Genomic DNA, 13,833 nt, shown 5'->3' with positions numbered 1-13,833 from the left:
ATAAACTAAAAGATATACTTATGAAAAATTTTCTTATACCTACAACTTTAAAAGATGATACTATTTCGGCTGTTAAATCTGCGGTAAATCAGTCTAAGAATACGGAATCGGAAATTATTTTAGTATTAGTTTCAGAAGCTCCTGATACGTTTTCTTCTTCTGGTTTTTTGAGAGAAATGAGATCTGGACTTAGCAAAAGTCAGGAAGAAGTTCTGGAAACTTGCCGATATATTATAGAACATACTTCAAATATTAAGCTAAAAGTTCACAACCAATACGGACTTTCAGCACCAATTTTCAAACGTCTCATTGAAGCTTTTTCGGTAAAGCTGGTTATTCTTACGCACTCTTATAAGCAAGAAAGCAAAAGAATTCATCAGTATTTAGTGCAATTGGCTGGGAACCAAAAATGCCCGATTCTGCATTTAAGCACAGAAATCAATAAAGAGGTTTTTCATAAAGCTTTATATGTAGAAAATTCCAGTAAAAATATCCATGTAAAAGATGTACAGGAATTCTTAAGCGCCAATTTCTCTTTTGAAATTGTGAGTCAAACAGCCAGTTTTGAAGATAACTACGAAAATGTTGCACCGTTTTTATCAGAAGCCATTTCAAAACATAATATTGATATGTTAGTAGAAACGCGTAAAGGCGAAAAAATCAAATTTAAAAAAGTCAAAAAAGAAAATGTCAATGAAAAGCTAGGGCTTCCGGTTCTTTCATTGTACGAAGAGATGGTTTGATATTTAAGAATCTAAGCTTCTGAGGTTCTAAGTTTCTAAGTTTTTTAATTCGTAGACCTTAATGCCTTAGCATCTTAGCTCCTTAGTTTCTTAGCACCTTAAAAAAATATTAATTTAATTATAACCGAAAATATGTTATTAAAGAAAAGAATACCAATGAAGTACGTTCTCGGGAAAATTAAGGTAGAAATTGCTCTAGTACTGGCGTATACAGTACTATTTGAAATTTTTCATCATTATTTCATCAATCTTCCTGTAGATATCCCGATTGCGATTCCAACCATGATTGGAACAATTATTTCCTTATTATTAGCTTTTAAGTCCAATCAAGCTTACGATAGATGGTGGGAAGCGAGAATAGTTTGGGGAGCTGTAGTGAATGATTCAAGAACACTTATTCGTCAAGTTTTAACCTTTTACAATGATCCTGGTTATTCAGTTGAAGCCAGCGAATTCAAAGAAAATTTTGCCAAAAGGCAAATTGCATGGTGTTACAGTTTAGGAGAATCGCTTAGAAAAAGAGATGCCATAAAACCGCTTGAAGGTTTAATTAGCGAAGAAGAAATCAAATACATCAAAAATCATCAGAACGTTCCAAATGCGATTTTGATGTTGCATGCAAGAGATTTAAGAACCGCTAAAAACGAAAAGAAAATCAACATGTATCAGCAGGTAGAAATTGATAATACATTGTCTAGATTATGTGATGAAATGGGAAAATGTGAGCGTATTAAAAACACGATTTTCCCAACAACATACAGCATGTACATTAGATTGACTTTATGTTTATTCATTTTTGTATTGCCTTTCGGATTAACAAGCGTATTAAGCTGGTTCGCAATTCCGTTGATTACTGCAATTGGTGCCGCTTTCTTTTTAATCGAAAGAATGGCAATTCACTTGCAAGATCCGTTTGAAAACCGACCAACAGATACTCCAGTTACGGCAATTGCAAATACAATTGAAAAAAATATCAAGCAAATGCTGAATGAATATCAAAGTGAATTTGATATCCTGAAAGAATTTGAATTAAATGACGAACCTAAGAAAGTCGAGAAAGACGCTTATTTTGTCTTATAACTATTTAATTTTGGTCTTCTTTTAATTGTTGGCTGGACAGTGTGTAATTGCGCTGTCCAGTTTTTTTTGTTTTGTCATTTTAAAAAATGAATATAGACAACAATTATAACGCAAACATCTTAAATATAGCCAGCGGTTTCAACCGCTGGAACACAAAGAATATCAAAAACTATCATGCGTTCCCGTGGTTGAAACCACGAGCTATGTTAATTTGACGATGTTGATAATATTGTGTTGATTTTCTTAGTCTACAATTGCTTCGCCAGCCTTCCCAACGTCTGAATAGCAGTTCTCAATTCATTAGACCAAGGCAATCCAAAACTTAATCGCATGCAGTTAGAAAACTGATTTTGAAACGAAAAAATCCTTCCAGGCGCAATACTAATATTATGCTGTAACGCTAAATGATAAAAAGCAGCAGTATCTATTTTTTTATTCAATTCGACCCAAAGGAAAAAACCACCTTGAGGCTGACTCACTTTTGTTCCTGCAGGAAAAGATTCTAAAACCGTATTGATGTAATTGGTACAGTTGCGATTCAGAATTTGGCGAATTTTTCTAAGATGGTTTTCATAGCGACCGTTTTTTAGAAAGTCACCAACGACTTCGTGAGTAATAGTTGAATTGGAGATCGTATGGTACAATTTGGTTCTCAGAACTTCTTTTTTAAACTTCCCTGGAGAAACCCAACCCACACGATAGCCTGGTGCCAGACTTTTAGAAACTGAACTGCAGCACAAAACGATACCGCTTTCATCATACGTTTTACAGTTTGTTGGACGGCTTGTTCCAAAATACAAATCGCCGTGAATATCATCTTCAATTAGCGGAACATTATAAAAATCCATTAAACGGACGATTTCCTTTTTATGTTCATTTGGCAGCATGCTTCCTGACGGATTACTGAAATTACTCATCAAAACACAAGCTTTTACTTTATTCGTAGAAAGTGTTTTTTTGACCGCTTCCAATTCGATTCCCGTTGTCATATTAGTTGGAAGTTCCATTACGTACAAACCCAATGATCTCGCCAATTGCAGAATTCCAAAGTAAACCGGACTTTCTGTAATAATGGTGTCTCCCGGTTTTGTCAGCGTTAATAAACAATCTGAAATAGCCGAAATACAGCCTGGAGTCGTTATAATATCATCTTCAGTCAAAGAACCGCCCCAAGTAAACGACCAACGCGCAATTTCTTTTCTTAAATTACTATTTCCTTCAATTTCCTCATAACTTGTTCCGCTGTTGGGTAATTGACGCATGGCTTGAACCATTCCTTTATTCAGTTTCGCAATCGGAAGTAATTCATTGGATGGAAAACCAAGCGAAAGCATCGTAATATCTTTTTTGCGCATATCTCCATAAACCAAATCGACTAAATCCTCGCGTTCAATGTTTTCAAGGGTTAAAAGCGGTTTGCTTGCCGATGGTTCTGGAATTTTTCTAGCCGAAATATTACTTACATAATAACCCGATTGTGGTCTAGATTCGATCAAGGAACGGCTTTCAACTTCGTAATATGCCTTGCTGACAGTACTCATGCTGTAACCAGTTTCAGCGCACACTTCTCGTATAGATGGCAGTTTGTCGCCTACATTTAAAAGTCCAGATTTGATCTGTTTTTCGATCAGATCAGCAAATTGAAGATATAAGTAATTGGAATTTTTCATTGTAAAAATAAAAACTGTTATGCTGCAATTTACAAAAACTGTATCTGTATTGCTGTTTAATTTTTTAGAAATTTGCTTCATCAAAAGAAAACAAATCAAATCGGAGTTTTTGTGAAAACAACAAAGTATTATATAGCAGCAATTATTGCCTTTACTACATGGGGACTTTTCAGCTTGGTTTTAAGACCAATTCATGAATATCCATCATTAGATATTTTGTTTTATCGCGTTTTCAGCTGTAGTATTTTAATGCTTTTGATTGCTCTTATCTTCAAAAGAAAACAAATAAAAGAAACCGTTCAAATCTTTAAAGCATTGCCAAAATCAGAAAAAACAAAATCTGTTTTATTGAATATTGGGGGAAGCGCTTTTTTGATGGGAAATTGGTTTACGTATATTTATGTAATGAATCATGTCAGTGTTAAAGCAACTTCTCTGGCATATTTAGTTTGTCCAATTCTGACTACCATATTAGCTTATTTTATATTACAAGAGAAACTGTCTAAAATGCAGTGGATTTCTGTAGGATTAAGTATTTCAGGCTGTGTATTATTGTCGTACGCTGCTATTATGGATATGGTTTTCAGTATCATTATCGGATTAACTTATGCTTCTTATTTAGTAAGTCAGCGTGCCAATAAAGGTTTTGACAAATTTATTGTACTGACTTTTCATATTACCTTGGCAGCAATAGTATTATTACCGTTTTATCCGGTTTTTGGGGGACCGGTTCCAACGGAATTTAAGTTTTATCTCTGCATTGAAACCATTGCAATTGTATTTACTATAATTCCGTTATTTCTCAATTTATATGCACTTTCAGGAATCAACTCTTCAACAGTTGGAATGTTATTAAACATTAATCCGATGATTGCATTTGGTTTGGCAGCCTTTTTCTTCAAAGAAAATATCACGCCTTTGCAAATTACAGCGTACGGTATCATTTTTACCGCAGTGTTAGTTTTTAATTCGCATCATATTTTTGCCATAAAGCAAAAAATGACCTCAATATCCAAAGGTTCTTAATTCTTAGTTTTCATATTTTTTATTGGTTTAAAATCGAAAATTGTCAGAATCTTAACAGGATGTTTAAACAGGAATGAGTATATTTCATTCCTGTTTTTTTATGCGATAACGCGTAATAAAAGATAGCCACGAATTCACGAATTTTTTTAAAAAAATAGATTAAAAAAATTCGTGAATTCGTGGCTAAAAAAAACTATTTCCAAACCGAATACCATTGATATGAAAAATACCAAACTTCAAGCCTTTACTCCGTTATTTTATTTAGTATGGTCAGATGATTTACTGACGCAAAAAGAGTTTACAACTTTACAAGGATTTATAAATTCTCTAAATGTATTATCTCAAGAAGAAAAAGAATATTTACTTTCTAAAGTAGATATTTCAAATCCACCTTCGCGAAATGAACTCACACAATGGAAATCGGATATTGAAAAAAGCATTCAAGATAAATCTTCTGTTAAGTCGATTTTTGATATTGCAAAAGCACTTTCAGGAACCGATTTAGATTTAACACCAATAGAATCCGATTTCAAGAAATTGGAGAATGATTTAGGAATTTTAGGCGAAGAAGCATTGCAGAATTTCAAAACCAAATCAGGTTCTTTTACTGCCGATTCTCATACCAATGCCAGTTTTGATATTCAGAAAATCACTCAGATTTTAGACGGAAAAGAAGCCGCAATAATCAAAAGAGTAAAATCGGTGATTTCAAGACCCGAATTTGCGTATGAAACTTCTACAGATATTAACGTTTTCAGACAAACCGTTTACAAATGGTGTAAAATTCTGGCCGATGAAAACCTCGGAAGTATGGCATATCCGAAGGAATACGGAGGCGGAGGAAATGTAGAAGATTATTTTGCGATTATGGAAACGCTGAGCTATCACGATTTAAGTCTGGTAATTAAATTTGGTGTTCAGTTTGGACTTTGGGGAATGAGCGTTCAGTCTCTTGGAACTGAAAAACATTATGCTAAATATTTAAAAGATATTGGCTCGCTGAAACTTCCTGGCTGTTTTGCAATGACTGAAACACATCACGGATCGAACGTAAAAGGTTTAGAAACTACAGCAACTTACAATCATAGCGATCAAACTTTTAATATTCACACACCAAACAAAAATGCGCAAAAAGAATATATTGGCAACGCAGCTGTTCACGGACAAAAAGCAACTGTTTTTGCGAAATTAATTATTGACGATCACGATTATGGTGTCAATGCGTTTGTGGTTCCGTTACGCGATCCAAATGGAAATGTCGTAAATGGCGTAACAATTGGCGATTGTGGCCATAAAATGGGATTAAATGGCGTAGATAACGGAACAATTAGTTTTGATAATGTAGTAATTCCGAAAGAAGATATGCTCGATCGTTTTGCTTCTGTGAATGACAAAGGCGAATTCGAAAGTCCGATTCCGAGTGATAACCGTAGATTTTTTACCATGTTGGGCACTTTGGTAGGAGGAAGAATTGGGATTCCGCGTTCGGCCTTAGCGGCAGCAAAATCTGGATTGACAATTGCCATTCGCTACAGCGATCAAAGAAGGCAATTTGGACCAGAAGGAGGTTCTGAAGTTCCGATCTTAAATTATAGAATGCATCAACGCAGATTGTTGCCGCCTCTGGCTAAAACATACGCGGTTCATTTTGCATTACAATATCTAACCAACAGATTTTTGAACAGAACCGAAGCCGAAATGCAAGAAATTGAAGCACTAGCTGCGGGAATGAAATCATATTCTACTTGGAGCACAAGAGATATTCTGCAGGAATGCCGTGAAGCGTGTGGAGGAAAAGGATATTTGTCTGAAAACCGAATCGATGCACTTAAAAATGATACTGAAATTTACACCACTTTTGAGGGCGATAATACGGTTTTGATGCAATTGGTAGCCAAAAATCGTTTGGCAGAATTCAGAAAATCGTTTGGAGAAATGGGTTCGCTTGGAATCATTAATTATGTATATGAAAATGCTAAAACAGCTATTGCTGAGAAAAATCCAATTGCAACCAGAAGAACAGATGATGAGCATTTGTTAGATAGAGAATTTCATCTTCAGGCATTTGTTCACAGAGAAAAGACAATTCTGGCTTCTGCAGCGCGACGTATCAAGAAATTAATTGATGGCGGATTAGAACCTTATGATGCATTTAATGTCGTTCAGCACCAAATGATTGATGTTGCGCAGGCATATTTAGAAAGAATAGTTTTAGAACAATTTCAGCTTGCAATAAAAGCGGTTGAAGATGAACCATCAAAAGCAATTTTGACAAAACTGAATCAGCTATACGCACTTTCTACAATCGAAAAAAATAAAGCTTGGTATCTGGAAGACGGTTATATGGAAGCGGTTAAAACCAAAGCAGTCCGTAAAATTGTAAATCAGCTTTGCTGGGATATTCGTCCCGACGCGGTGGCTTTGGTAAATGCTTTTGATATTCCAGAAAGCTGTTTGGCAGCGCCAATTGCGGTTTGATTTTAAACCATATAAGTGATATAAGTTTTAAAAAAATCTTTGTCAAAATTTTAAACTTTGGCAAAGATTTTTTTATGCCATTAAAGCTTGAGATATAAAATGGATGATAGCATAAGAGCTTTTATATCATTGTTTTATTAAAATAATTTGATTTTTCAAATTCTTGGACATTCATAGAAATTACAGAAACTTCTGGAAGTAAGTCATTCAGTTTTGTGACAATTACTTTTGATAGGTTACCCTTTTGCTCATCATTTCTCCCTTCCATAATGTAGCCGAAAACATGAATAAAATCATCTAAGGTATTTCCGTTGTTATAATTTGTAAAAGGATTAATACGAACTTTAATTTCCGAAGCAGTAAAAAGATCAGTTGATAAAGCGGCATCAAAAACTCCCTGTATTATTTCGTCTGCAGCTAGTCGGCGCAGTACATTTTCTGAACAGTCAATTATAAAGTGTGGCATAATTTTTAAGTTTTATAGGGTTTGTTAAAACAAAATTATAAAAAAGCTTACTTGTAATATTTTAGAATACACACTTTATTATATTTGTATATCTTATTTTATTTTTTTGTCAGTTTGAAAAATCTATTTCTTTCCCTTTTTACAGTTCTTATTAGCTTTCCTCTTTTTGCATCGGAGAGCACAGATGTTATTTTAAAAGAACTAAACGAAGCAATCAAAAATAAACAGCATTACGTAAAGATTAAAGAAGAACGAATTGCGAATTTCAAGAAAATAAAATCTGAAAATCTTACGAAAGAACAGGAGTATAATTACAACAAAACACTGTACTTTGAATATCAGAAACTAAATTCAGATTCTGCCATTCAATACGTAAAAAAGAACCTCAAAATTGCAGAAGAACTTCAGAATAAAGAGCTTTTCAATTTGGCTCAATTGGAATTGGTAACGCTTTATTCCTCTTCTGGAAAATACCGTGAATCTGAAGCTATTTTAAAGAGTATTAATAAAAAAAGCCTTCCTGCTTCCTTACTTCCAAATTATTATATTTCGTATCGTGAGTTTTTCGAGCATTATGCTGCAAATAGTTACAGTCCAGAATATAGAAAACAGATAGGAAAATATAGAGATTCATTATTAAGTATTCTAAATCCGAATACATTGGATTTTCAAATTAATAGAATTCAGCAGGATATTTTTATTGATAAAAAATACAATGACCCTAAAAAGCAGTTATTGGCTTTATTGAATAAAACAAAAGAAGAAAGTCCGCAATATGCGATGATTACTTATTTGTTAGGAAAAATTGGTGAAGCGACACATGATTTGGAAGCCAGAAAAAGATACTACGCACTTTCTGCTACTTCAGATATTAAAAACGCCAATAAAGATAATGCTTCTTTACAGGAACTGGCTTTGGTTTTTTATGAAATCGGAGATGTTGATATGGCCTATAAACTGACACAGTCTGCTATTGAAGACGCGCTTTATTGCAATGTTCAGTTCAGGACTTTGCTCATGTCAGAAGTATATTCGATTATCAATACCGTGTATTTAGAGCGTGAAGCGCAAAGAAAAAGCGAATTGCAGATTTACTTGCTTTGCATTAGTCTGCTTTCTTTGTTTTTGATTGTTGCGGTTATTTATGTGTATTTACAGATGAAAAAGGTTTCGAGAATTCGATCAGAACTTTACGAAACCAGCCAGAAATTAGCAGAATTAAACAAAGATATTACCGAAACAAACAGTCAGCTTCAAGAAAGTAACCTGCAATTGTCTGAATCTAATTTGGTTAAAGAAGAATACATTGCACATTTCTTCAATCTTTGTTCGACTTATATCAATAAACTAGAAAACTACCGTATTATTTTAAACAAGAAAGCTACAGCAAAACAATTTGATGAAATTTACAAAATTCTAAAGTCAACTACTTTGGTTGATAATGAGTTGGAAGAGTTGTACAAAAACTTCGATATTATCTTTCTGAATTTATACCCAACATTTGTCAAAGATTTCAATGCTTTATTAATACCAGAAGAACAGATTGTTCTCAAGCAAAATGAATTGCTAAATACCGAGCTTCGAATTTTTGCTTTAATCAGATTAGGAATTACTGATAGTGTTAAAATAGCGGCATTTTTGCGTTATTCTTTAAGCACAATTTATAACTATCGCACAAGAGCTCGAAATAAGGCTGCAGTTTCGCGAAATGATTTCGAAGAAAAGGTCATGAAAATCGGTTCAAAGACTTTGAAAGTGTAAAAAAATGTTTTAAAACCACTACTTTTTTTAGTGTTTTTAAAATGTTAAGTTTTTGTAAATCAATATTTTAGTTTTTTAATCTACTACTTTTTTCTGTCTAAAAATGTAACATGTACGATAACGTTTTAGTTTTACAATATGATAAAAAAAGTTTTTCGGTAAGAAGACTTTCCTATTATAAACTAATGCTTTAATAAATACTGTTATGTTAAAAAACGTTAAAACAATTGTTGTTTTACTTTTACTAAGTTCTGTTGGAATGAATGCCCAGAACAAAGTGCCAGTTTATCTAGACGATAAAAAACCGATTGAAGAGCGTGTAGAAGATGCGCTTAGACGAATGACTACCGAAGAGAAAATTGCCATGATTCATGCGCAATCTAAATTTAGTTCTCCAGGTGTAAAACGTCTTGGGATTCCAGAAAACTGGATGACCGATGGACCACACGGAATTCGTGCAGAGGTAAAATGGGACGAATGGGATCAGGCAGGATGGACAAACGATTCTTGTATTGCTTTTCCAGCGCTTACGGCACTTTCATCAACATGGAACAAAGAATTGGCTTCTTTATATGGTAAATCTATTGGAGAAGAAGCACGTTATCGCAACAAAAACGTATTATTAGGGCCTGGTGTAAACATTTACAGAAGTCCATTAAACGGACGTAACTTCGAATATATGGGAGAAGATCCGTTTTTAGCTTCAAAAATGGTTGTTCCTTATATTAAAGGAGTGCAGTCAAATGGAGTTGCGGCTTGCGTAAAACATTTTGCTTTAAACAATCAGGAAACTAAACGTAATTCTGTTGACGTAATTGTTGACGATCGTACATTATACGAAATTTATCTTCCTGCTTTTAAAGCGGCAGTTCAAGAAGGTGACGTTTGGTCAATTATGGGAGCATACAACAAATACAAAGGACAGCAATGTTGCCATAACGAATATTTGTTAAACGATATTCTTCGCGGAGAATGGGGCTTCAAAGGAGTTGTAGTTTCTGACTGGGGTGGTGTAAACGACACTAAACAAGCTATCCACAATGGTTTAGATATGGAATTTGGTTCTTGGACAAATGGTTTGTCTTGGGGAACAAGTAATGCCTATGACAACTATTACTTAGCAAAACCATATTCTGAAATGATTAGAAAAGGAGAAGTTGGAACTAAAGAATTAGACGAAAAAGTGCGTCGTATTCTACGTTTATCTTTCTTGACAACAATGGATAGAAATCGTCCTTTTGGATCTTTTGGAACAGAAGAGCATGCCTTGGCAGGACGTAAAATTGCTGAAGAAGGAATTGTTTTATTGCAAAACAACAACAACATTTTGCCAATCAATCTTTCTAAAACTAAAAAGATTGCTGTAATTGGAGAAAATGCGATTAAAATGATGACTGTTGGTGGAGGAAGTTCTTCGCTTAAAGCAAGATACGAAATCACACCATTAGAAGGTTTGAAGAAAAGAATCGGAAATCAAGCTGAAATTGTATACGCAAGAGGTTATGTAGGAGATCCGACAAGTAACTATAACGGAGTTGTTGCTAAAGTAAGTTTAGAAGACAAACGTTCTCCAGCTGAGTTAACTGCAGAAGCTTTAAAAGTGGCTAAAGATGCAGATATTGTTCTTTTCATCGGTGGATTGAACAAAAGCCCAAATCAAGATGACGAAGGACATGATCGTAATGAATTAAATTTATCTTATGGTCAGGATAAACTAATCAGCGATTTAGCGAAAGTAAACAAAAACATTGTTTTCGTAAATATTTCTGGAAATGCAATTGCAATGCCTTGGATTAAAGAAGTTCCAGGAATTGTTCAAGGATGGTTTTTAGGAACTGAAGCTGGAAATGCTTTAGCAAATGTTTTGGTTGGAGATGTGAATCCGTCAGGAAAATTATCTTTCACTTTCCCAGTAAAATTATCTGATAACGGAGCTCACGCTTTAGGTGAATTCCCAGGTGGTGATTCAGTAAAATATAATGAAGGAATTTTTGTAGGGTACCGTTGGGCTGATAAAAACAAAATCAAACCATTATTCTCTTTCGGACACGGTTTAAGCTACACGACTTTTGCTTACGGAAAAGTAACAGCAGACAAAAAACAAATGAATGCTGGAGATAAAATCACATTCTCTGTAAATGTGAAAAATACTGGAAGCAGAGAAGGTTCTGAAGTAGTTCAATTGTATATTTCTGATTTAAAATCTTCATTACCACGTCCGGTAAAAGAATTAAAAGGTTTTGAGAAAGTAGCTCTTAAAGCTGGAGAAGAAAAAACAGTAACATTTACAGTTGATAAAGCGGCTTTAAGTTTCTTTGACGATAAAAAACACGACTGGGTTGCTGAACCTGGTGATTTTGAAGCAATTATTGGTGCTTCTTCAACAGATATAAAATCTAAAGTGAATTTTTCACTTAAATAAGTTTTTTTATTTCTAAAAATTGGTTGGTTTGTAAAGCTGCAAGTGTAAAAATTTGCAGCTTTGCTTTTGTCTTAAAAAGTTAGATGCAAAAATGTTAAATGTGAAACGTTAGAAGTTTTGCTTTTTATAAAATAAAGAATCAAATTATAATGAAACGAATACTACTATTTACGATTGGGTTTGTTCTATTTCAAAACCTTTCGGCTCAAAGTCTGAATAAAATGCAATGGTTTAATGAACCTGAAAAATGGGAAATTAAAAACAATGCTTTAATTATGAATGTCACTGCGAATAGCGATTACTGGAGAATTTCGCATTATGGTTTTACAGTCGATGATGCTCCTTTTTACTATGCAACCTATGGAGGAGAATTTGAAGCAAAAGTAAAATTGACAGGAAATTACATTGCCCGTTTTGACCAGATGGGATTAATGATTCGTATTGACGAAAAGAATTACATTAAAACTGGAGTTGAATTCGTTGATGGAAAATTCAATATCAGTACCGTTGTAACGCACGATAAAAGTGATTGGAGTGTAACAACTCTAGAAAAAGTGCCTCCTTTTATCTGGATAAAAGCCGTACGAAGATTAGATGCTGTTGAGATATTTTATTCTTTTGATGATAAAAATTACATCATGACCAGAAATGCGCCTTTGCAAGATAACACGCCAGTAATGGTAGGATTAATGGCAGCTTCTCCAGACGGAAAAGGTTTTGAAGCTAAATTTGAAAACTTCTCAGTAAAACACTTGCCAGACCAAAGAAGATTAGAATGGCTTAAAAATCACCAATAGATTAAACTTCAATTTTTAAATTCCAAATACCAAACTTAATTTTCGAATTTTAAGAGTGCAGAAAATCTAAAATCTGCAATCTAAAATCTACAATTATAACTTAACTTAAACCAAAAACAAATGAGTTCAATTTCATCTGACATTAAACCAAAAAAACATTACGAAATACTTGATGGTCTTCGTGGCGTAGCGGCTATTCTGGTAGTTGCTTTTCATATTTTTGAAGCTTTTGCTGGCGGAAACCGTTTTAAACAAATTATAAATCACGGATATCTAGCAGTAGATTTCTTTTTCCTTTTGTCAGGATTTGTTGTCGCTTACGCGTACGACGATCGTTGGGTAAAAATGGGACAATGGGAGTTTTACAAACGCCGATTAATCCGTTTACAGCCAATGGTAATCATGGGGATGATCATTGGTGCTATCTTTTACTACTTTCAAGCTTCAGACATACTTTTCCCTCAAATTGCAGGGATGGAAGTCTGGAAAGTTATTCTAACAATGGTAATCGGATTTACATTACTGCCAATTCCTCCTTCATTAGAAATTAGAGGTTGGGGAGAAATGCATCCTTTAAATGGTCCGGCATGGTCGCTTTTTTTCGAATATATTGCAAACATCTTGTACGCCTTAATCTTCCGTAAATTTTCGAATAAAGTAATGTCAGTTTTTGTATTGATATTTGCCGGGCTATTAATTAATTATACTGTTTTTGGACCAAAAGGTGACGTAATCGGAGGATGGTCACTAAATCTAGAGCAGCTGAATGTTGGTTTTACCCGATTATTGTATCCGTTTTTTGCTGGGGTTTTATTATGCCGATTAGGAAAATTAATCCATGTAAAAAATGCTTTCTGGATTTGCAGTATTTTGATAACAATTGTTTTGGCGTTGCCGAGATTTGGAGATGAAAACAGTCTTTGGATAAATGGTCTGTATGAATCAATCTGTATTATTTTTATTTTCCCGATAATTGTTGCAATTGGAGCAGGAGGAGAAATTAAAAACGAATTTTCTCTTAAGATTTGCAAGCTTCTAGGTGATATCTCCTATCCAATTTACATTACACATTATCCGTTAATCTATTGGTTTACAGCATGGGTTGTTGATAATAAAGTTTCAATGGAAAACGGTTATCTAGAAGGAATAGGAGTTTTAATTGTAAGCATCGTTCTAGCTTTCGTATGCTTAAAATTATACGATGAACCAGTTAGAAAATGGCTGATGAAGAAATTTCAGAGAAAAAAAGTTTCTGAGGTTCTAAGTAACTAAGGTTCTAAGATAATAAAGATTGGTCAAAAAGGATTCTAAGATAACTTGGTCACTTAGAATCTTAGTTTCTTAGCGTCTTTTAAAAAATTGAATTTCTAAATTTTGTTAGTTATAGATA

The 13,833-nt window shown here is 34.0% G+C and carries 10 protein-coding genes; 8 read left to right on the top strand and 2 right to left on the bottom strand.

Annotated features, from left to right (window positions below; all coding sequences use genetic code 11):
• The first annotated feature begins 20 nt into the window (after window positions 1-20).
• On the top strand, window positions 21-743 hold the full coding sequence (locus AAYQ05_RS10905; protein WP_343543294.1) for a hypothetical protein: 723 nt from the start codon (window positions 21-23) through the stop codon (window positions 741-743).
• A gap of 132 nt (window positions 744-875) precedes the next feature.
• Window positions 876-1,823, top strand: coding sequence for a bestrophin family protein (locus AAYQ05_RS10900; RefSeq protein ID WP_343543292.1), 948 nt, complete (start codon window positions 876-878; stop codon window positions 1,821-1,823).
• Between the two features lie 248 nt (window positions 1,824-2,071).
• Here the strand turns inward: AAYQ05_RS10900 and AAYQ05_RS10895 are convergent, their stop codons facing one another.
• The gene (locus tag AAYQ05_RS10895; protein WP_343543290.1) at window positions 2,072-3,493 is read right to left on the bottom strand and encodes an aminotransferase-like domain-containing protein; all 1,422 of its coding nucleotides are present in this window, start codon (window positions 3,491-3,493) and stop codon (window positions 2,072-2,074) included.
• 111 nt (window positions 3,494-3,604) lie between these two features.
• Here AAYQ05_RS10895 and AAYQ05_RS10890 point away from each other — a divergent pair, with 111 nt between their 5' ends.
• Both AAYQ05_RS10890 and AAYQ05_RS10885 read left to right on the top strand, forming a co-directional pair.
• On the top strand, window positions 3,605-4,519 hold the full coding sequence (locus AAYQ05_RS10890; protein ID WP_343543288.1) for an EamA family transporter: 915 nt from the start codon (window positions 3,605-3,607) through the stop codon (window positions 4,517-4,519).
• A 219-nt stretch (window positions 4,520-4,738) separates the two neighbouring features.
• Window positions 4,739-6,997, top strand: coding sequence for an acyl-CoA dehydrogenase family protein (locus tag AAYQ05_RS10885; protein ID WP_343543287.1), 2,259 nt, complete (start codon window positions 4,739-4,741; stop codon window positions 6,995-6,997).
• Between the two features lie 121 nt (window positions 6,998-7,118).
• On the opposite strand, the gene AAYQ05_RS10880 is transcribed toward AAYQ05_RS10885, so the two are convergent.
• Entirely contained in the window at window positions 7,119-7,463 is a 345-nt protein-coding gene (locus tag AAYQ05_RS10880) for a 5-carboxymethyl-2-hydroxymuconate Delta-isomerase (RefSeq protein ID WP_343543285.1), read from the bottom strand.
• A gap of 114 nt (window positions 7,464-7,577) precedes the next feature.
• Here AAYQ05_RS10880 and susR point away from each other — a divergent pair, with 114 nt between their 5' ends.
• The 4 genes from susR to AAYQ05_RS10860 all read left to right on the top strand — a co-directional run bounded on the left by susR (window position 7,578) and on the right by AAYQ05_RS10860 (window position 13,715).
• Window positions 7,578-9,224 carry a SusR family glycan utilization regulator gene (susR, locus tag AAYQ05_RS10875; protein ID WP_343543283.1) on the top strand — a complete coding sequence of 549 codons (1,647 nt, stop codon included), beginning with the start codon at window positions 7,578-7,580 and terminating at the stop codon, window positions 9,222-9,224.
• A 205-nt stretch (window positions 9,225-9,429) separates the two neighbouring features.
• Window positions 9,430-11,646, top strand: coding sequence for a glycoside hydrolase family 3 C-terminal domain-containing protein (locus tag AAYQ05_RS10870; RefSeq protein ID WP_343543281.1), 2,217 nt, complete (start codon window positions 9,430-9,432; stop codon window positions 11,644-11,646).
• A 149-nt stretch (window positions 11,647-11,795) separates the two neighbouring features.
• The gene (locus tag AAYQ05_RS10865) at window positions 11,796-12,443 is read left to right on the top strand and encodes a DUF1349 domain-containing protein (protein WP_343543280.1); all 648 of its coding nucleotides are present in this window, start codon (window positions 11,796-11,798) and stop codon (window positions 12,441-12,443) included.
• Between the two features lie 120 nt (window positions 12,444-12,563).
• The gene (locus tag AAYQ05_RS10860) at window positions 12,564-13,715 is read left to right on the top strand and encodes an acyltransferase family protein (protein WP_343543279.1); all 1,152 of its coding nucleotides are present in this window, start codon (window positions 12,564-12,566) and stop codon (window positions 13,713-13,715) included.
• Window positions 13,716-13,833 lie beyond the last annotated feature (118 nt).

The sequence above is a fragment of the Flavobacterium movens genome, from assembly GCF_039581425.1.
GTDB classification, from domain to species: domain Bacteria; phylum Bacteroidota; class Bacteroidia; order Flavobacteriales; family Flavobacteriaceae; genus Flavobacterium; species Flavobacterium luteolum.
The sequence above is the reverse complement of the archived record's forward strand: the minus strand, read 5'-3'. Positions and strand labels throughout refer to the sequence as shown.